Here is a 19,492-nt window from a genome sequence, read left to right as displayed (position 1 = left end):
CGCGGATTCCGCGTGATTCCGGCGGCACCCCTGCGGTGCACCGGTCTGAGCCACGCTCACCTATAGACTGTGGCCGTGTCTCCGGCCGATCGCGCGAACAGTCGACGCCGCCAGCCCCGGCGCCGTGGTTCGGCCGGTAGTGCGGCGAAACCTCGCATGCGTACCGTGCGGGAGACCTCCGCGGGCGGACTCGTTGTGGACGGCCTCGACGGCCCCCGCGAGAAGCGCTGTGCCGCACTGATCGGTCGCACCGATCGGCGCGGCAGACTGCTGTGGTCACTGCCCAAGGGACATATCGAAGAAGGCGAAACCGCCGAGCAAACCGCCATTCGCGAAGTCGCCGAGGAGACCGGCATCAATGGCAGCGTGGTCGCCGAACTCGGCAGCATCGACTACTGGTTCGTCACCGAGGGCAGACGCGTGCACAAAACCGTGCACCACTATCTGATGCGCTTCCTCGACGGCGAACTCTCCGACGCCGACGTCGAAGTCACCAAGGTGGCCTGGGTTCCGTTGAGCGAACTCGATTCCCGGCTCGCCTACGCTGACGAACGGAGGCTGGCCGAGGTCGCGAACCGGCTGATCGACCGGATGGAGAACGGCAGACAATGACGCGTGCGGGGTCTGGGCGTCCCGGGCAAGACACCGCGGGGACGCCGCACCGCTGGATCCTGTCGTTCGTCGCAGTGATACTGGCCGTGCTCACCGCGTGCCCGCCACTGGCGGGCGCCGAGCCGACCGGTAGCGGCAACGGCGAATCCACGGGGCCGAAATTCCTGAAACTGTCACTGGATTCGGTGACACCCACCGCCATCGCCAGCACCAGCGATCCGTACTTTGTGGTGTCCGGCACCGTCACCAATATCGGTGACCGGCAGGTGGACGATGTCAGCGTGCGCATCCAGCGCGCCGCCGCCGTCGGCAATCCCAGCGGATTGCGCTCGGCACTGCGCCTGGACCAGATCAACTACGACGTCACCGGCGAATTCCAGGATGTCGCAGACCGATTGACGCCCGGACAGCGAAAACAGTTCAGCCTCACCATCGCCCTGCACTCGGCGACCGAACTGCCCAGCGGCATATCGGCTCTCGATATCACCGCGCCCGGCATCTACCCGCTGCTGCTGAATGTGAACGGCGAACCCGCGTACGGCGGTCAGGCCCGGCTCGACGACGCCCGGTTCCTGCTGCCGGTGCTCGGCATCCCCGCCACCGCCGCCGATCCGAAACATCCCGCGCCGCCGCCGGTTCCGGCCACCCCGGACGCACCACCGGTCGCCACCACCATGCTGTGGCCGCTCGCCGATCGCCCGCGCCTGGTCGCCGGTAAACCCGGCACCGTCGAGGGCGAAGCCCTGCTCACCGATGACGACCTGGCCGCCTCACTCACCCAGGGCGGGCGACTCGACCAACTGCTCTCCGCACTCGAGACCGCGCTCGAACCCGACGGCGGCGGCGACAAGAACCTGAACACCTCACTGTGCCTGGCCGTCGACCCGGACCTGCTGCTCACCGTCTCCGATATGAAGGACGGCTACAAGGTGCTGGCCAGCCCCTCGGATCCGGACGGCAGCACCCGCGCGGGCACCGGCGAACACGCCGCCAAGGCCTGGCTGGAACGGCTGCGCACGCTCGCACCCACCATGTGCGTGGTCGCGCTGCCGTTCGCACAGGTCGACCCGGAGGCGCTCGCCACCACCGGCGACATCACCCTGTCGGATCGGGCTCTCAACGCACCCGCCGACCTCATCGATCAATTGCTGTCGGTGAAATCCGTACGCGGTGTGGCCCTGCCCGACACGGCCAGCATCGACAACGAGGGCGCCGAACTGCTCGCACACCACGGGTACAGCACCGCGATCCTGGCCGACAATGCCGTGACACCCGCCGACGGCCGCGCCAATATCTCCAGCGCCAAAAACCCAGGGACCCCGGCCGATTCGGCCAGCCCGGACCTGGTGCGACTGGGCGGACTCACGCTGCCCGCGCCCGGCGGCGGGGAGGCCGCACCCGGCGCGCCCGAATTGCACGCCGCCACCTTCGACATCTGGTCCGCCACTGCACTGGCCGCCGTCGGCTCGCACCCGCCGACCCCACCGTTCACCCCGGACAAGGTGCGCTACGACGTCACCAACGACTCCCGGGCCGCCCGGCTGCAGGACGCGCTCGGGGCGATCACCTGGTCCGCGCTCAATCCACAACCCGGCCGGCCGCGCTCGGCGCTGCTCATGCCGCCGCAGCAGTGGGGCCCCAATCGAGATGAGGCCACCGCCCTGCTCGGCCAGCTCGACCTGATGTACCGCGCCAACCTCGCCGCACCGCGTTCGCTCACCGAACTGCTTGCGCAACAGGTGGATCCGCAACCCTACGACCTCGACTATCTGCCCGCCGCGGCCGCCGAAGCCGTCCCCGACCACTTCGCCGAACCCGTCCGGCAGCAGGCCCACAACCTCACCGAATTGATGAGCGCCCTGGTCGAGCAGCCGCAGCAGGAGCTCACCCCGCGCGGCTTCCTCACCCCGCTGCGCGACGACCTCATCCGCGTGCTCACCATGTCCGACCGGCGCGGCGCGCCCGCCCTGGCCGACACCACCGCGCAACGCCGCGTCGACCAGACCACCCGCACCGTCGACGAGCTGTTCCACTCGGTGACCGTGCTGCCACCCGGCGGCGTCTACACCCTCGCTTCGGAACAGAGCCCGCTGCTGCTGGTCGCCCGCAATGACCTGCCCGTCGCCGTTCGCATCAAATTCCGCATCGACGCGCCCGCCGAAACCAATATCACCGATATCGGCGAGCAGGTGCTGCCGGCCAAGGGCACCCGGTCCTTCCAGATTCCGACCGAGGTCTCCGACAGTCGAAACCTGGCGATACCCATCGCCCTTACCACACCCGACGGGGTGCCACTCGGCAATGCCGTATCGGTTTCGGTGCGGTCCAACGCCTACGGTCGAGTGTTGGCAATAATTACCGCAAGTGTCGGTGCACTGTTGCTCCTGCTCGTCGCCCGCCGACTCTGGCACCGCTTCCGCGGCCAGTCCGATCCGGCGGACGAGGGATTCGATTCCGAAACCCGGCGCAGGGTGAACAGGTTCCGGCGGGCGCGCAAGCGCGAACTGCGACACGAGGAGGCACGGTGAGCGAGTACGGCGGACCACGCTCGACCGGCCGACCCGAAGGCCAGGACGGGCCGCCCCCACGCACACCCGGGCGCGGCGACGGACCCGACGCTCCGGCACCGCGGCGCGCGCCCTCCGCACCATGGGAACGGGGAGTACCGCAGCAACGCGGCCCCCGACCGGGACCCCCGAGCCCCGGACCACGGGCGGGAAATCCTCCGTCACAGGGCATTCCGACCGTGCTGCCCGGTCGGCCACAATCGGGTCAACCGTCCGGTCCCGCTCCGGTGCGCGGACCACGCCCCGGCGAATCCGGGCCCATCATGGCGCGCCCACCCGGCCAGCCGCCGCGCCGGCCACAGCCGAACCCGCAGCAGCCGCAACCCAACCCACAGCCACCGCGACCCGCCGGACCACCGCCGGGCGGTGCGCACATCGCACCGGAAGACCGCTACCACTGGGGACACCGCCCCGGCGACCCGAACCAGCCACTCGGACCGGTCATGCGCAATACGCCCCCCGGCGGACAGCGCTACCCGACACCACAGTCGAATCCGCTGCCGCGCCCGGCACCACCGCTACCGCGCAGCGGACCGAACACCCGCGAACAGCACGCCGCCACGGCCCCCAAACCGGAGAGCTCGAACGCCAAACTGGTCCGGGACTCCGGCTCGATCGCCATCGCGACCCTGGCCAGCCGCATCACCGGCTTCGGAAAACAGCTCCTGCTGCTGACCGTGCTCGGCCCGGCCATCGCCTCCGCCTTCACCGTCGCCAGCACCATCCCGACCATGATCTCCGAGCTACTGCTCGGCGCCGTGCTGACCGCCATCGTGGTACCGACCCTGGTACGCGCGGAGAAAGAGGACCCGGACGGCGGCAGCGCCTTCGTCCGGCGACTCTTCACCGCCGCGCTCACCGTGCTCGCCACCGGAACCGTCATAGTCCTCGTCCTCGCGCCGGTCCTGACCACACACGTCTTCCTGTCCGACGACGGCAAAGTCAGCACCGCGCTCACCACCGCGCTCGCCTTCCTGCTGTTACCGGCCGTGCTGTTCTACGGCACCTCGGCGCTGCTCATGGCCATCCTCAATACCCACGGGGTGTTCAAACCCGGTGCGTGGGCGCCGGTGCTGAACAATCTCGTCGTCCTCACCGTGCTCATCGCCTACCGGATGACACCGGGTGAGATCAGCCTCGACCCCGTCCGCATGGGCGAACCGAAACTGCTCATCCTGGGCATCGGCGTGACCCTCGGCGTGGTCGTGCAGATGGTGAGCCTGCTGCCCGCCATCCGCCGCGAAGGCATCAACCTGCGGCCGCTGTGGGGAGTCGACGCCCGGCTCAAGCAATTCGCGGGCATGGGCGCGGCCATCATCCTGTACGTCGGCATCAGCCAGATCGGCTGGACCTTCGCCACCCGGATCTCCTCACACTGGGACAAAGCCGGACCCGCCATCTACCAAAACGCCTGGCTGCTCCTGCAATTGCCGTACGGCGTGCTCGGCGTGACCCTGCTGACCGCGATCATGCCGCGCCTGAGCCGCAATGCCGCCGCCGACGACACACCGGCCGTGGTCGACGATCTCGGCACCGCCACCCGGCTCACCATGATCGCGCTCGTCCCCGTGGTCACCTTCATGACCTTCGCCGGACCGCAGATCGGTGAAGCCCTCTTCGGCTACGGCCACTTCGGACCCGAACAGGCCGGCCGACTCGGCGAAGCCGTCTCCTGGTCCGCGTTCACGCTGATCCCGTACTCGCTGGTACTGATCCACCTCCGAGTGTTCTACGCGCGCGAACAGGCTTGGACGCCGACCTGGATCATCCTCGGCATCACCGGCGTGAAGATCCTGCTCTCGGCGCTGGCCCCGACGCTCGTCGCCGAGAACCACATCGTCATCGCGCTCGGCGTCGCCAACGGCCTCGGCTTCGTCACCGGTGCCGTCATCGGCGGCTGGCTGCTGCACCGCAGCCTCGGCGATCTGCGCATGACCAATGTCGGGCGCACCATCACCCGGGTGGTCCTGGCCTCGATGGCCGGCGGCGCGGTCATGCTGATCGCGGACAAGGTGATCGGCCTGCACCGGCTCTCGGACTCCTTCGGCGGACTCGGTTCACTGGTGCGCGTCGGCCTGACCGCCATCATCATGTTCGGCGTCGCCTTCGGTCTCATGCGACTCGCGGGCATTCCGGAGATCGTCGCCATCACCGTGGCCATCTCGCGGCGGCTCGGTTTCACCGCGCCCGCACCTGATCTCGAACTCGACGGCGGCACACTCGGCGATATGGGCGACACCACGCTGCTGCCCAAACCGGATCTGCGCGCCGCGCCCTACTACTACCGGTTCGACCCGTACCTCGACGCGCAGACCATGGTGCTGCCCGTCATCCGACCCGATGCGGTTGACAACACCGGCAAGGGTGAGTTCCCGTACCCTGATCGGCAGGCGAGCGCAGGCGCCGAAGGCTCTCGCGCGGCCTCGGACGAGGGTGTCCGCGGGACACCGGGTCCGGCCCAGCAACATCGGTCTCCGACATACCAGGGCGAAGGAGGAACGAGGGTGAGCGACGACGCGGCGAGCGGCGTCCCGGCCGCCGAATCCGCAGCGGCCGCGGGCGGTGGGCTCTCCACGGATGCGCCCCCGACTCCGGATCGCACGGACGGAAAACAGGGCGGTACGGGCCAATCCGCGCACCGGGACACCGGTCGCGATCGGCACGACTCCGGGGAGCTACCGGAGCAGGAGGCCCACGCGGGCCCCGAAACCGGTGTCTACGAGGCGATTTCGCCACAGATGCCGCCCATGCGGGTGGAGGCCACCAAGCGCATCCAGCGCGGGCCCAAGCTGCTGCCGGGCGCATCCGTCGCGGGCGGACGCTACCGACTGCTGGCCGGTCACGGCGGCGCGCGCGGCCTCAAATTCTGGCAGGCCCTGGATGTGAAGCTGGACCGCGAGGTCGCACTCACCTTCGTCGACGCCGACCAGCAGGCCGCCGACAACTCCGGACACGATGGGCCGCAGGCGATCCTGTCCCGCACCCTGCGCCTCGGGCGGATCAACTCGCCCGGCCTGGCCCGCGTGCTCGACGTGGTGCGCGGCTCCTCCGGCGGCATCGTGGTCGCCGAATGGACGCCGGGCCGCTCGCTCAAGGAGATGGCCGATACCGTGCCGTCCCCGATCGGCGCGGCCCGCGCCATCCGGGCGCTCGCGGCCGCGGCCGAACTCGCGCATCGCGGCGGCGGCTCGCTATCCATCGACCATCCGGATCGGGTGCGCATCAGCGCCTCCGGTGACGCCGTGCTCGCCTTCCCCGGCACCCTCGGCGACTCCGACGCACAGTCGGACGTACGCGGGCTCGGGGCCATGCTCTACGCGCTCATCACCGCGCACTGGCCGATCCGCACGGGCGGGGTCACCGGTTCGGCCGCGACCGTCGGCGGACTACCCCTGGCCGACTTCGGTCCGGACGGAACTCCGGTGGAGCCCAGGACAATTCGACCCGAGGTGCCCTTCGAGATCTCCGCGGTCGCGGTGCGCTCGCTGGAGTCCAACAAGGGTGTGCGCACCGCCGCCACCGTCCAGCACGTGCTGGAGCAGGCGTCGGTGGTCGATCAGAAGACCGATCTGATTCCGGTACTGCGGCTGGGCCAGCGCCCGCCGTCCGCGCCGGACGAGACCCTCGCCGATCCGGAACTCCTCGCCGCCGTGAAGGAACGCTCGCAGCGGATGATGTGGATTCTGGTCGGGCTCGGCGTGCTCGCCGCGCTGGTGGTCGGTGTCATCATCTGGTGGCTGCTGAGCGTCTTCGCGCCCGGTAGCTCCGACGCGCCGCTCAACGAACAGCGCAATATCGGACTCACCACCTCCAGCGTCGCGCCTCCGGCGCCGGGTGCGCCGGAGACCACCCCGGCCGCTGCCGTGGGCGTGCCGGTACCGGTGACCGGGGCCATGGTGTTCTCGCCCGAGGGCACCCCGGACGGTGTCGGCAGCATCGGGGCGGTACTGGACAACAATCCGACCACCGTGTGGCGTACCGACGCGTACTTCCAGCAGTTCCCCGCCCTCAAGAAGGGGGTCGGGATCCTGGCCACGCTGGGCAGCCCCAGCAAGCTCACCAAGGTGATCATCGATTCGCCGACGGCGGGCGCGCAGGTCGAGATCCGGACCTCGCCGACCGCCTCGCCGACACTGGATCAGACCCAGCTGATCGGGGCGGCGACGCTCGGCAACGGGACCACCGAGATCGCGGTGCAGGCCGATCAGCCCGCCCGATACGTGCTGGTGTGGATTACCGCGCTGGCGCAGAACGGCGGTCAGTACCAGACCTCCATCGCCGAGGTCCGGTTCGAAGCCGCGCCATGATTTCGTGATTTTCGGGTCGTTCCGGTTATCCGAGCCGCTGTCCGGTTCGCCCGAAAATGCCCGCTAGCTGCGCTTTTATCACGCAATCCATTGCTACCGAATCGTTATCTTCGATATGATCCTGCGTACTCTCTGCTGGTCTCAGGAGTTGCATTGTCGTATGCGAAGGATTCCGGAGTAGCGACCGAGCCACGAACTCGGCCCGCATCCACGGCTGTCCGCACCCGCCACCGGGTCTGCGAGGCCACCGATCGCGCCCTGCTCGCCGCGCACGCCCAGGGCGAACCGCACGCCTTCGCCGAGCTATTGCGCCGCCACCGCGACCACCTCTGGCAGACCGCGCTACGCGCCTCCTACACGCCCGAGGACGCCGCCGACTCACTCCAGGACGCCCTGCTCTCCGCACACCGCGGCGCGGGCGGCTTCCGCGGCGACTCCGAGGTGCGCAGCTGGCTGCATCGCATCGTGGTGAACGCCTGCCTGGATCGGATCCGTCGCAACAAACTGCGCCGCACGGTACCTTTGTCCGACGAGTCCGTACTCGAACCCCTTTATCCCCGCGACGATTTCGCGCGTCTGGACGCCACCCTGGTGGTCGATGCCGCGCTGTTCACGCTGCCCGCCGAACAGCGCACCGCCTTGGTCGCCGTGGAGCTGGAAGGGTATTCGATCGCGGAAGCCGCTGTGCTGCTCGGTGTTCCGGCCGGAACCATAAAAAGCCGGTGCGCCCGCGGGCGGCGGCGACTCGAAGAACACCTGAAGTCGATGAACACCTGAAGTCGGCGCGCGCGGCGCAGGATATTCGGGAACCGGAGGCGACTCCGGTGCGTCAAAAACTTAAGACAGGTCTGCGAATTCCCACACGGGTCCGATCTGGAGGGGCGATGAACGAGGACGACGCAGTAACCGGAGGAACAGTGGCGCAGGGACCGGTGGCCGCCGGAACCATCCCGCGACCGCCCTGGACCACCGAACTGCTCGCCGATCTGCACGCCGGGAACGTCCCGGCGGACCTGTCCGCACAACTGTGGACACAGGTACGCCGCGATCCCGACGCCATGCGCTATCTGCGCTCCCTCGACCAGGTGAACCTGCACCTGCGCGAGCTGGGCCGCGACGAGCACATCGCCCACCCCATGCCCACCGAGGTCACCGACCGGCTGGAGCGGATGATCGGCGATCTCGCCGCCACCGAGCTCACCGATCCGGGCCTGCTCGCCACCGTGCACCGACTGCCCGTCCATCGCCAATCCACCTATCCCGCAACACCTTCCACCACACCCATGCCGGTCTTGAACGGCTCCGCCATGTTCGACACCGGTCAACTCGACCCGCGCGAACTCGGCGAGCCGGCACCGGAGGAGCTGGAACAGGAGCCGGGGGAGTACGAGACGGCCGCGGAGCCCGTTCGCCCGGCCGAACCGCCCTCCCGCCGCCTGCGCTGGCTCACCACCGCCGCCGCGGCCGCCGCCGTGCTCGCCGGTGGCGTGGTCGCATTCGACGCCGTGCAGAACCGCACCGCCACACCCGCAACGGCACAGCCCGCCGACAGCACCCTCGCCCCGGGACTCGCTCCCGCCGATGTGCTGACCGCCATGGGCCGGCATGAGATCAGCGGCCCACTCGCCAAGGGCAACTCACTATCGGCCTGCCTCGCCGCGGCCCGGCTGGACCGTCCGGTGCTCGGCTCCCGCACCGTCACCTACACCGGTCAGCCCGCCGTCCTGGTGCTCCTGGCCGGGCCACACGCCCCGCAGATCACCGCCGCCGTACTCGGCAACGGCTGCACCGCGAACAACCCGCAGGTGCTCGCCAGCGCCGATATCGGCTGAGGCACAACGCCACTGGTCGGAAGGGGTTCGGGGCGCGGTTCCCGCAACCTTTTTCGGGGGAGTGTGCGGGCTCACCCCCGCGCCCTGCCCCCCGAGCCCCGGGAACAACACCGTTTACCCTGTTGTTGACCGACCTGCCTGATTCACATCTGCCTTCGGAGGCCCTCTTGACTACCGCTGTTCGCGACCTGATCATCGTCGGTTCCGGACCGGCCGGATACACGGCTGCCGTGTACGCCGCGCGAGCGGAGTTGCAGCCGTTGCTCTTCGAGGGCACCCAATTCGGTGGCGCGCTCATGACCACCACCGAGGTGGAGAACTTCCCCGGCTTCCGCGACGGCATCATGGGCCCCGACCTCATGGAGGAGATGCGCGAGCAGGCCAAGCGGTTCGGCGCGGACATCCGCAGTGAGGACGTCGACGCCCTCGACCTCTCCGGCACCATCAAGAAGGTCACCGTCGGCGGTGAGACCTTCGAGGCCTACTCCGTCATCCTGGCCATGGGCTCGGCCGCCCGCTACCTGAACATCCCCGGTGAGCAGGACCTACTGGGCCGCGGCGTCAGCGCCTGCGCCACCTGCGACGGCTTCTTCTTCAAGGGCCAGGACATCGTGGTGGTCGGCGGCGGCGACTCCGCCATGGAAGAGGCCACCTTCCTCACCAAGTTCGCCTCCAGCGTCACCGTCATCCACCGCCGCGAGGAGTTCCGCGCCTCCCGCATCATGCTCGAGCGCGCCAAGTCCAATGACAAGATCCGCTTCCTGCTGAACTCCGAAGTCACTGCGGTGCACGGTGATTCGGCCGTCACCAGCCTCACCGTTCGCGACACCCGCACCGGTGAGACCAGCGAACTGCCCGCCACCGGCCTGTTCGTCGCCATCGGCCACGATCCGCGCAGCGAACTCGTCACCGGCCAGGTCGAACTGGACGACGAGGGCTATGTGAAGGTGCAGGGCCAGTCCACCTACACCTCGGTGCCCGGCGTCTTCGCCGCCGGCGATCTGGTCGACCACACCTACCGGCAGGCCATCACCGCCGCCGGGACCGGCTGCCGCTCGGCCATCGACGCCGAACGCTGGCTCGCCGAGCAGGGTGACATCACCAGCAATACCCTCGATCACGCCGGTCGCCCGGTGGAAGTCAACAACTAAGGAGATCGACCATGTCCGACGCCAAGACCACCGCCACCATCACGGTCAGCGACAAGACATTCGCACAGGATGTGCTGGCCAGCGAGAAGCCGGTCCTGGTCGACTTCTGGGCGGCCTGGTGCGGTCCGTGCAAGATGGTCGCCCCCGTGCTCGAGGAGATCGCCGCCACCCATCCGGACGCGCTGACCATCGCGAAGGTCGACGCGGACGCCAATCCGGAGACCTCGAAGGACTACGGCATTCTGTCGTTGCCTACCATGGTGCTGTTCCAAGGGGGCAAGGAGATCAAGCGGATCGTCGGCGCAAAGGGCAAAGCGGCTCTTCTGCGCGAACTCGAGGGTGTTATCTAACGACGCGCCGTACGATGCCTGCACTCGACAGTTGCCGAAATCCGGTCCGGGTCTGAGACAATCGACCGACGCTCCGGTCGCGCATAGGTGTACACCTATGCGCGAGTGGGTACCCGGGTTGGCGGAAGGAAAGGGCTCTTACGCATGCACCGACTTCGTCACGGCGATACTGGACCAGCCGTAGCTGAGGTTCGGAGCACCCTCGCAAGTCTCGGATTCCTGAACTCACACCCCACTGCCGAAACCAATGGCCACGGCGCCATCGGCAATGGCGAGTACTGGAAAGACGTAGCAGCCACCTTCGACCACGACCTCGACTCCGCGGTGCGCGCCTTCCAGCAGTACCGCGGCCTGCTCGTCGACGGCGTGGTGGGCCCGGCCACCTACCGGGCCCTCAAGGAAGCCTCGTACCGCCTCGGCGCACGCACCCTGATCTATCAGCTCTCCGCACCGCTGTACGGCGACGATGTCGCCACCCTGCAGCGCCGGTTGCAGGATCTGGGGTTCTACGTGGGCCGGGTGGACGGCTACTTCGGACCGCACACACACGAGGGGCTCACCTCCTTCCAGCGCGAGATCGGCCTCGCCGGCGACGGCATCTGCGGGCCGGACACGCTGCGCTCACTCGAACTGCTGGGCGCGCGCGTCACCGGCGGCAATCCGCATCGCATCGCCGAGGAAGAAGTGGTGCACCGCGCCGGTCCACAGCTGACCGGTAAGCGCATCGTCATCGATCCGGGCCTGGGCGGGCCGGACAAGGGCTCGTCCGTACCCAGCGAATTCGGTGACGTCTACGAATCGGAGATCCTCTGGGATCTGGCCAGCCGCCTCGAAGGACGCATGGCCGCAACGGGTATGGAGACTTTCCTGTCCCGGCCGTGGGGAGCCAATCCCTCCGATGCCGAACGTGCCGAAACCTCCAATACCTTCGACGCCGATCTGATGATCTCGCTGCGCTGTGCCGGGAATCCCAGCACCTCCGCCAGCGGGGTGGCGAGCTTCCACTTCGGCAATTCACACGGCTCCACCTCGATGATCGGCCAGGTACTGGCCGGCTTCATCCAGCGCGAGATCGTGGCACGCACCTCGCTGCAGGACTGCCGCACGCACGCCCGCACCTGGGATCTGCTGCGGCTCACCAAGATGCCGACCGTGCAGGTCGATATCGGCTATCTGACAAGCGATTACGACTCGTCGGTGCTCACCAACCCGCGCATGCGGGATGTGATCGCCGAGGCGATTCTGATCTCGGTCAAGCGGCTGTACCTGCTCGGGCAGGACGATCAGCCGACCGGTACCTACACCTTCGCCGAGCTCCTCGCCGAGGAACTGGCTGCCGCAGACCGCATCTGAGATACGGATTTGAAGTACAAACAAGCCCTTTGCCCGTTGGACGGGCAAAGGGCTTGTTTTCCTTGGGGGGTTCAGGGGCGAAGCCTCTGAGAGCCTACGAGAGTTCTGTCATCGAGTCAGAGCGTGATCAGGCGGTTCGGCATGGCCAGCGCCGCGGTCGCGAGCAGTTGATCGAGCGCACGCTCCACGTCTTCCTTCCAGAGATGGTCACTATCCAGCTCCAGTCGCAGCCGCGGGAAACGGTGATGCGCGGCAACCACTTTGAAGCCGACCTCCTCCAGGAAATCGGCATCGATCATGCACGTCTCCGGCGAACACCCGGCCGACGGCGGCGGGGTCTTGGAGGCGCGCGGGGGAGTGGGGGCGATGCGCTCCATGAACATCATCGAACCCAGATCCGCCATGGCCGTGGTGGGCGGATCCCAGCGAATACCGAACGCCTCGATGGCCCGCACACCACGCCGCACCAGATCGCCCACCACAGCGTGAATGAGCTGCTGGGCGACATCCGTGCTGTCATACGGGAATTCGGCCCGCAGCGTGGTCAGCAGGACGGCATCCGGGCTCACCGGGGAGGTGGGGAAGAGTCCGGCGCGCGGCACCACATTCGGCGGAGAGTAGAGCGCGACGCCGGCCGACTGACCATCGACCAGAGCGACCTGCCCACACGACCCCCACTCCAGGAGTACGGTCGAGAGCCAGGCCTCCTTCTCGAAGACCGGGTCACTGAATTCGCGGGAGTCCGCTGCCACCGCCGGATCCATCTCCCAGAACACGCAACGCCGTGCGTGCGCCGGAAGTTTGTCGAGTCCGCCGAGGGTCAATGCGGTAACGCTGGTCGACACCGCTCTGCTCAGCCTCCAGCTGTCCGATTCATCCACACTCACGCCGCATCGATATCTACTCGCCAGCAAGAATAAGCGATCAAAGCAACACGCCTCTCGGGGGATAAAAACATGTGCGTCACAGTGACGTTTCCGCCTCGACCCCAGAGTAGGGCCGATTTCAGAGCTTCGATTGCTCCATCAGGCTGACAATTCGCTCGAGATCATCGATCGAACCGAACTCGACCGTGATCTTGCCCTTGCGCTTACCCAGCGCCACCGTCACTCGCGTGTCGAAGGATTCCGACAGTCGCTCGGCGACATCCTGCAGACCCGGCATTTGAATCGGCTTGCGCTTCGGCGCCAGGGGAGTGGCCGCCGCATCCGGATTCCGATTGGCCAACTTGACGGCTTCCTCGGTCGAGCGCACCGACATACCCTCGGCCACAATCCGCTTCGCGAGCTCCTCCTGCGCCTCGGCTCCCGCCTCCAGTGCGAGCACCGCGCGGGCATGCCCGGCGGAGAGCACACCGGCCGCTACCCGGCGCTGCACCGGAATCGGAAGTCTCAGCAGGCGAATCATATTCGTCACGACGGGTCGGGAACGGCCGATTCGCGAAGCCAGTTCCTCATGGGTGACACCGAACTCCTCGAGCAGCTGTTCGTAGGCCGCCGCCTCTTCGAGGGGATTCAACTGCACGCGATGGATGTTCTCCAGCAACGCATCCCGCAGCAGCGCGTCATCGGCGGTCTCACGCACGATCGCCGGAATGGCATCGAGCCCGGCGGCCTGGCTGGCTCGCCAGCGCCGCTCACCCATGATGAGCTGATACCGCGGTTCCGGCAGGCTCTCCACCTGACGCACCACGATCGGCTGCATGAGGCCGAACTCCTTGATGGAGTGCACCAGTTCGGCCAGCGCCTCATCATCGAAGACCTGACGCGGCTGCTTGGGATTCGGCACGATCTGCTCGGGCGGAATCTCCCGATAGGTCGCACCCGCGTCGATCTCCTCCACCACCACTTCGGCGGGATCCGGAACCCGGTGCAGGAAGGCCGAAGCCGGCTGCGGGCCGATCGGATCGAGACCGATGACAACATTGGCGGCAGCGCTGCCCAGACCTCCGGGTGTGGCTGCGGGCCCGGTGGGGATCAGCGCGGCGAGACCGCGTCCCAGTCCACCCTTCTTCGCCTGGCTCATCGGTCTAGGACCCCTTTCGTTGTACACCATGCACCGCAGCCGAGATTGTCATTACACACCGGATCCGGCGTCGGTGGTCGGCACCGACTCCGGGCGCGCCGCCTTGGCTGCCATCTCGCGACCCGCGTCCAAATAGCTCATGGCGCCGCGTGAACCCGGATCGTAATCGAGCACCGTCATGCCGTAGCCCGGCGCCTCGGAGACCTTCACACTGCGGGGGATGACCGAGCGCAGCACCGCGTCACCGAAGTGCGCGCGCACCTCCTCGGCCACCTGATCGGCCAGCTTGGTGCGACCGTCGTACATGGTGAGAACGACGGTGGAGACATGCAATTCGGGATTCAGATGCGACTGCACCAGACCGATATTGCGGAGCAGCTGACCCACACCCTCCAGCGCGTAGTACTCGCACTGAATGGGGATCAGCACCTCCTTGGCGGCCACGAGCGCGTTCACCGTGAGCAGGCCGAGTGACGGTGGGCAGTCGATCATGACGTAGTCGATGTCGTATCCGGCGAGGTTCGCCTCCTGGATGGCGGCCTTCAACCGGCCCTCGCGGGCGACCATGGAGACGAGTTCGATCTCCGCACCGGCGAGGTCGATGGTGGCGGGAATGCACAGCAGTCGCTCATTGTGCGGGCTCTGCTGGATCGCGTCACGGACCGTGCACTCGCCGATGAGTAGCTCATAGCTGGACGGGATTCCGGAGTGATGCGGGATGCCGAGCGCGGTGCTGGCATTGCCCTGCGGATCGAGATCGACCACCAGCACCCGCATCCCCTGCAGTGCCAGCGCGGCCGCGAGATTCACGGCGGTGGTCGTCTTACCCACCCCGCCCTTCTGATTCGCGATGGTGATGACGCGCTGTTCACGCGGGCGCGCGATCGCGGAGTTGCCGGGGTGCAGAACCTGACTGGCGCGCTGCGCTTCCGCCGCGATCGGGGTGTCGGTGGGGGAGATATTGCCGAACGGGGTGCGGCTGAACTCCTCTGCATCGAAGGCTCCGGTATCGAGCATGCCGGGTACCCGGGACGTTGTTTCCCGTGAAACATTCGCCGGACCGTTGGACATACAGGCTCCTAACCCCGAGAAACTCAAAGACACGTGGCCGAGTGGATGCGCGTAGGGAGAGCCGCCGGGCACCGCCACTGTGGGGCACTCACGCTCGACGTTCATAGCTTGCCAGTACGGGACACAATACGGAAGTTGAACGACAATCCCGCACCCGCGACACGCATAATCGCTCACCCCGAAGCGAATTCGACCGATGTTTCACGGGAAACCAAGCCGGACAACCGCTCTGCCCGATCATATGAAGATGGAACGGGCGCGACGGCGAGGCTTGCCGTCGCGCCCGTTCCGGGTCACGGTGGGGGAGTGGACTACTGGGCCGCGTGGCTTACCGAGCCATGCGGCCTACCGAACGGAGAGCGTGCCCGGTAATCCGGCGAGCGGGTTGCTTCCGAAGGAGCCGATGCCCCCACCCGGAGCAGTCGGCCGAGTCGTCACAGTGACGATGGCGGCCTCGGCTGATTTCAGCTACTTCTTGGGGCGAGCCTTGCGGCGATCGGCCCGCGGTAGCTTCTCCGCACTGATCACCATCGTGGGCGTCTCCAGTACGCCCACACCGCATTCCAGGACCTCGGTGCGGCCCGCGCCCGCTTTGGTGAGCTCGTCGCGATCGCGCTCCAATTCCTCGATCGCGCTGATTCCCTTGAGCGCCAACATCCGTCCGTGATCGCGGACCAGCGGCATGGACCAACCCGCCAGCTTCGCCAGGGGAGCGACCGCGCGGGAGGTGACGACATCCGCGCCGCCCGCCTCCTTCTTCACGCCGGGCTGCTCCGCGCGCCCGCGCACCACGGTCACCTCGAGCCCGGCGGCTTCGATGAACTCGGCCAGGAAGACGGTCCGGCGAAGCAGCGGCTCCACCAAGGTGATTCGAAGATCCGGCCGCGCGATGGCGAGTGGGATACCCGGCAGGCCCGCGCCGGAACCGATATCGACGACGGTCGCGCCCTGGGGGATGAGCTCACCGATGACCGCGCAATTGAGGATGTGCCGATCCCAGAGCCGGGGCACCTCGCGCGGTCCGATGAGTCCGCGTTCCACACCCGCACTCGCGAGGACCGCGTAGTACCGCTTGGCGATCTCCAGCCGATCGCCGAAAATCACGGCGGCAGCGGCGGGTGGCTCGATACCCAGATCTGTCATCTCGGTGCCAGGTTCCACGTGAAACATCCTTCCGACTAAACCCGACTCGCGGGACTCTCAGGGGCGCCGCCCCCGAACTCCCGGAAACACGTCGGGTACAACTCAGACGACTCCGGACAAGCGTAGGGCCCCCGGTCTCTTCGACGCGGGGGCCCTGTGTTCAGTGCGGTGCGCGTGTCACGCGGGGAGGACGACGACCCGTCGGCTCGGCTCCACGCCTTCACTTTCGCTGACGACACCGTCGACGGCGGCGACCGCGTCGTGCACGATCTTGCGCTCGAACGGAGTCATCGGGGTGAGCGCCTCCCGCTCGCCCGACTCCAGCACGCGCTTGGCGGTCTCGGTGCCCAGCGCGCTCAACTCACTACGACGGTTGGCGCGCCAGCCCGCGACATCAAGCATGAGCCGGCTGCGCACTCCGGTCGACTGCTGCACGGCCAGCCGGGTGAGCTCCTGCAGTGCGTCCAGCACCTCACCGCGACGCCCGACCAGCTTGGCCAGATCCTTGCCACCGTCGATGCTCACGATGGCCCGGTCGCCCTCGACATCGAGGTCGATATCGCCGTCGAAGTCCAGGACGTCCAGTAGCTGCTCCAGGTAATCCCCGGCGATTTCGCCTTCTTCGATGAGGGCTTCCTCGGCATCGACCACGGGCTCGGCCGCAGTCGCGGGCTCGGTCTCCGGTGCCGCCGTCGCAGCCGTCACTGTGGGGTCCCCTCCGTCGGTTTCAACAGTCATGGTTGTTTCCTTCATCTGGAGTTGTCGGCGCCGCTGCCGGTTGTCGCAGCGAGCGCCTCGAGAAGATCAGCGGCGCCGCTTCTGGTTGGCGCGCCCACGATTGCCGGACCGCTTCTTGGCCTGGCCCTGCTTGGCCTGACCCGACTTGGCGGAGCCGTTCTGATTGGCCTGCGGCGCATCGTTCTTGGCCATATCCACACCATTGGTGTCGGCCGGCGACGGGGCATCGACAACGGGCTTCTTACGCGTATCGACAGGCTTCGCGCCCGGCTTCGGTGCGTTCTGCACGCGACGCTCCAGGGCGGCGTCCTTCTTCTCCTGGTCTTCCTTCTCCATACGACCGAAGACGAGGTGCTGCTGCGCGTAGGTCCAGATGTTGTTGGAGACCCAGTAGATGAGGATGGCGATCGGCAGGAACGGACCACCGACGAGCACGCCCAGCGGGAACACGTACAGCGCCAGCTTGTTCATCATGGCGGCCTGCGGGTTGGCGGCGGCCGCCTCGCTCTGCCGCTCCACCGAGGCGCGCGCGTTGAAGTGCGTCGCCAGGCCCGCGATGATCATCAGCGGTACCGAGACGGCGATGATGGCGACCTTGCTCGGCACGCCGCCGTACTCGGCGAAGGACTGCAGCACGGTGTTCGTCTCGGTGATGTAGCCCGACAGCGGGGCACCGAAAAGGCGTGCGGTGAGGAAGGACTGGACGTCACCCGCGCTGAAGATGTAGTTCGCGGTGTGCGCGTTGTCGTACGGGGTCATACCGAGCTGACCGATACCGGTACCGGTCCGGTTGAACGAGCGCAGCACATGGAACAGACCCAGGAACACCGGCACCTGCAGCAGCACGGGCAGACAGCCCATGAGCGGATTGAAGCCGTGTTCCTTCTGCAGTTTCTGCATCTCGACCGTCATCTGCTGACGATCGTTCTTGTACTTCTTCTGCAGTTCCTTGATCTGCGGCTGCAGTTCCTGCATCTGTTTCGTCGTGCGGACCTGCTTCACGAACGGCTTGTACAGCACCAACCGCAACGTGAACACCAGGAACACCACGGCCAGCGCCCAGGCGAAACCACTGTCGTCGCCCAGCGCCCACCCGAAGACGCGATGCCAGAACCAGAGGATGGCCGACACCGGGTAATAGATGAAATCGAGCACGGCGTTATGTACTCCCGTCGTTCGTATCGCCGGTCACCGCGGACGGTGACCCTTCATTGGCTGCTGCCGCGTGCCGGTGACGCGAACGTTCCGGTACGGGGTCCCACCCACCAGGGTGCCAGGGCGCGCATTTCGCTATGCGCACGGCTGCCAGTGCGAGTCCGACGAACAGACCGCGCGTGCGCAGCGCCGTCACCGCGTACTCACTACAGCTGGGAGTGAAGCGGCAGACGGGCATGCGCGTGGGGGAGACGTAGGTCCGATACAGCTCGATGAGGAATATCAGAGCTTTGGCCGGTAAACGGGCAGCGGCGCGCAGGACGTTCATGAGTCGCTGCCAGCTGTTCCCGATTCGCCACCGGCCGGGCCGGATTCGCTGAGGGTGCCGAGTTTGCGCAAACCGCCCCGGATCTGTTTTTCGAGATCGACGGAGCAGGCTGTCGCCGCGCCCGGCAGAGCGCGCAGAACCACATCCGTGCTGTCGGGCAGATCCGCCGCGACGCTCGCACAGATATGACGCAGGCGGCGGGCCACCCGGTGGCGTACCACCGCGTTACCCACCGCCTTGCTGACGATCAAGCCGAAACGCGGACCGCCCACCCTGATGGATGGTTCCGGTCCGCTCGACTGATCGTCGTGTAGCAGTACGTGCACAACGAGATCCCGTCTCCCGATCCGCCGGCCTTGGCGCACCGTCCGGGAAAAGTCGGTACGTCGATGCAGCCGATACGGCTCAGGCAGCACCGACGATCTCGAATCAGGCCGTCAGAGACTTGCGGCCCTTGCCACGGCGCGCCGAAACGATGGCGCGACCCGCACGGGTACGCATCCGGAGACGGAAGCCGTGGACGCGCGCCCGACGACGGTTGTTCGGCTGGAACGTCCGCTTGCCCTTGGCCACGGTCAACACTCCTCTAGGTGGTGGGCGTCGGTTGACGCCCGAAGCTTTGTCGGTGAAACGGTCTGCCATCCGGCGAATCTGAGATCCATCGGCGCAAATACCCTTGTCGGCACGGGCAGCACACAGCCGCCACCGCACCATAGGGTGACTGTAGAAGGGTACTGATCTGCTGGACGAGGGTCAAACTCGGGGTAAAGACCGGGCTTTGGGCCGCTTCCAGGCGGTTCGACTGGGTGGCCCCGGTTCATGTACGGTCCATCGAGGCATTGGAGCGGCCTAGCGTGCAG

General features: G+C 67.2%; 17 protein-coding genes. 8 read left to right on the top strand and 9 right to left on the bottom strand.

The window, feature by feature from the left end:
• Window positions 1-75: 75 nt before the first annotated feature.
• From GFY24_RS02345 to GFY24_RS02310, 8 genes are all read left to right on the top strand, one after another.
• Window positions 76-612, top strand: coding sequence for an NUDIX hydrolase (locus tag GFY24_RS02345; RefSeq protein ID WP_309230343.1), 537 nt, complete (start codon window positions 76-78; stop codon window positions 610-612).
• A complete protein-coding gene (locus tag GFY24_RS02340; protein ID WP_153803242.1) occupies window positions 609-3,140 on the top strand; it encodes a DUF6049 family protein in 2,532 nt (843 codons plus the stop codon). The genes GFY24_RS02345 and GFY24_RS02340 overlap by 4 nt, the downstream gene beginning before the upstream one ends.
• 482 nt (window positions 3,141-3,622) lie before the next feature.
• Window positions 3,623-7,486, top strand: coding sequence for a murein biosynthesis integral membrane protein MurJ (murJ, locus tag GFY24_RS02335; protein ID WP_228565902.1), 3,864 nt, complete (start codon window positions 3,623-3,625; stop codon window positions 7,484-7,486).
• 258 nt (window positions 7,487-7,744) lie between these two features.
• On the top strand, window positions 7,745-8,263 hold the full coding sequence (gene sigM / locus GFY24_RS02330) for an RNA polymerase sigma factor SigM (RefSeq protein ID WP_375335993.1): 519 nt from the start codon (window positions 7,745-7,747) through the stop codon (window positions 8,261-8,263).
• A gap of 107 nt (window positions 8,264-8,370) precedes the next feature.
• Window positions 8,371-9,318 (top strand): hypothetical protein, encoded by a 948-nt coding sequence (locus GFY24_RS02325; RefSeq protein ID WP_153803240.1) that lies wholly within the window; start codon window positions 8,371-8,373, stop codon window positions 9,316-9,318.
• Between the two features lie 167 nt (window positions 9,319-9,485).
• On the top strand, window positions 9,486-10,469 hold the full coding sequence (gene trxB / locus GFY24_RS02320) for a thioredoxin-disulfide reductase (protein WP_153803239.1): 984 nt from the start codon (window positions 9,486-9,488) through the stop codon (window positions 10,467-10,469).
• Window positions 10,470-10,480: 11 nt separating this feature from the next.
• A complete protein-coding gene (trxA, locus tag GFY24_RS02315) occupies window positions 10,481-10,819 on the top strand; it encodes a thioredoxin (RefSeq protein WP_153803238.1) in 339 nt (112 codons plus the stop codon).
• 144 nt (window positions 10,820-10,963) lie between these two features.
• A complete protein-coding gene (locus tag GFY24_RS02310) occupies window positions 10,964-12,172 on the top strand; it encodes an N-acetylmuramoyl-L-alanine amidase (protein ID WP_153803237.1) in 1,209 nt (402 codons plus the stop codon).
• Between the two features lie 116 nt (window positions 12,173-12,288).
• Here the strand turns inward: GFY24_RS02310 and GFY24_RS02305 are convergent, their stop codons facing one another.
• The 9 genes from GFY24_RS02305 to rpmH form a co-directional block, all read right to left on the bottom strand.
• Window positions 12,289-13,017 (bottom strand): GNAT family N-acetyltransferase, encoded by a 729-nt coding sequence (locus GFY24_RS02305; RefSeq protein ID WP_309230416.1) that lies wholly within the window; start codon window positions 13,015-13,017, stop codon window positions 12,289-12,291.
• Window positions 13,018-13,177: 160 nt separating this feature from the next.
• Window positions 13,178-14,197 carry a ParB/RepB/Spo0J family partition protein gene (locus GFY24_RS02300; protein WP_153803236.1) on the bottom strand — a complete coding sequence of 340 codons (1,020 nt, stop codon included), beginning with the start codon at window positions 14,195-14,197 and terminating at the stop codon, window positions 13,178-13,180.
• A 51-nt stretch (window positions 14,198-14,248) separates the two neighbouring features.
• Window positions 14,249-15,214 (bottom strand): ParA family protein, encoded by a 966-nt coding sequence (locus tag GFY24_RS02295; RefSeq protein WP_194852731.1) that lies wholly within the window; start codon window positions 15,212-15,214, stop codon window positions 14,249-14,251.
• A 522-nt stretch (window positions 15,215-15,736) separates the two neighbouring features.
• Window positions 15,737-16,438 (bottom strand): 16S rRNA (guanine(527)-N(7))-methyltransferase RsmG, encoded by a 702-nt coding sequence (gene rsmG, locus GFY24_RS02290; RefSeq protein ID WP_153803234.1) that lies wholly within the window; start codon window positions 16,436-16,438, stop codon window positions 15,737-15,739.
• A gap of 150 nt (window positions 16,439-16,588) precedes the next feature.
• The gene (locus GFY24_RS02285) at window positions 16,589-17,149 is read right to left on the bottom strand and encodes a protein jag (protein WP_153803233.1); all 561 of its coding nucleotides are present in this window, start codon (window positions 17,147-17,149) and stop codon (window positions 16,589-16,591) included.
• A gap of 66 nt (window positions 17,150-17,215) precedes the next feature.
• On the bottom strand, window positions 17,216-18,304 hold the full coding sequence (gene yidC / locus GFY24_RS02280; RefSeq protein ID WP_309230341.1) for a membrane protein insertase YidC: 1,089 nt from the start codon (window positions 18,302-18,304) through the stop codon (window positions 17,216-17,218).
• 4 nt (window positions 18,305-18,308) lie between these two features.
• Window positions 18,309-18,632, bottom strand: a complete 324-nt coding sequence (yidD, locus tag GFY24_RS02275) for a membrane protein insertion efficiency factor YidD (protein ID WP_153803232.1) — start codon at window positions 18,630-18,632, stop codon at window positions 18,309-18,311.
• Window positions 18,629-19,048, bottom strand: coding sequence for a ribonuclease P protein component (gene rnpA / locus GFY24_RS02270; RefSeq protein ID WP_309230340.1), 420 nt, complete (start codon window positions 19,046-19,048; stop codon window positions 18,629-18,631). Before rnpA ends, yidD begins: the two co-directional genes overlap by 4 nt.
• Window positions 19,049-19,061: 13 nt before the next feature.
• Window positions 19,062-19,205 carry a 50S ribosomal protein L34 gene (gene rpmH, locus GFY24_RS02265; RefSeq protein ID WP_083898281.1) on the bottom strand — a complete coding sequence of 48 codons (144 nt, stop codon included), beginning with the start codon at window positions 19,203-19,205 and terminating at the stop codon, window positions 19,062-19,064.
• Window positions 19,206-19,492 lie beyond the last annotated feature (287 nt).

The sequence above is a fragment of the Nocardia sp. SYP-A9097 genome (assembly GCF_009649815.1).
In the GTDB taxonomy this organism is placed as follows: Bacteria; Actinomycetota; Actinomycetes; order Mycobacteriales; family Mycobacteriaceae; genus Nocardia.
Note: the sequence above shows the minus strand (reverse complement) of the source record. Positions and strands in the feature narration are given on the sequence as shown.

What these genes read in the sequence shown, in the direction of transcription:
- GFY24_RS02340 (WP_153803242.1), top strand. Translation starts at nt 609, where the DNA reads ATGACGCGTGCGGGGTCTGGGCGTCCCGGGCAAGACACCGCGGGGACG.
- murJ (WP_228565902.1), top strand. Translation starts at nt 3,623, where the DNA reads ATGCGCAATACGCCCCCCGGCGGACAGCGCTACCCGACACCACAGTCG.
- GFY24_RS02325 (WP_153803240.1), top strand. Translation starts at nt 8,371, where the DNA reads ATGAACGAGGACGACGCAGTAACCGGAGGAACAGTGGCGCAGGGACCG.
- trxA (WP_153803238.1), top strand. Translation starts at nt 10,481, where the DNA reads ATGTCCGACGCCAAGACCACCGCCACCATCACGGTCAGCGACAAGACA.
- GFY24_RS02310 (WP_153803237.1), top strand. Translation starts at nt 10,964, where the DNA reads ATGCACCGACTTCGTCACGGCGATACTGGACCAGCCGTAGCTGAGGTT.
- GFY24_RS02300 (WP_153803236.1), bottom strand. Translation starts at nt 14,197, where the DNA reads ATGAGCCAGGCGAAGAAGGGTGGACTGGGACGCGGTCTCGCCGCGCTG.
- GFY24_RS02295 (WP_194852731.1), bottom strand. Translation starts at nt 15,214, where the DNA reads ATGCTCGATACCGGAGCCTTCGATGCAGAGGAGTTCAGCCGCACCCCG.
- rsmG (WP_153803234.1), bottom strand. Translation starts at nt 16,438, where the DNA reads ATGTTTCACGTGGAACCTGGCACCGAGATGACAGATCTGGGTATCGAG.
- GFY24_RS02285 (WP_153803233.1), bottom strand. Translation starts at nt 17,149, where the DNA reads ATGACTGTTGAAACCGACGGAGGGGACCCCACAGTGACGGCTGCGACG.
- yidD (WP_153803232.1), bottom strand. Translation starts at nt 18,632, where the DNA reads ATGAACGTCCTGCGCGCCGCTGCCCGTTTACCGGCCAAAGCTCTGATA.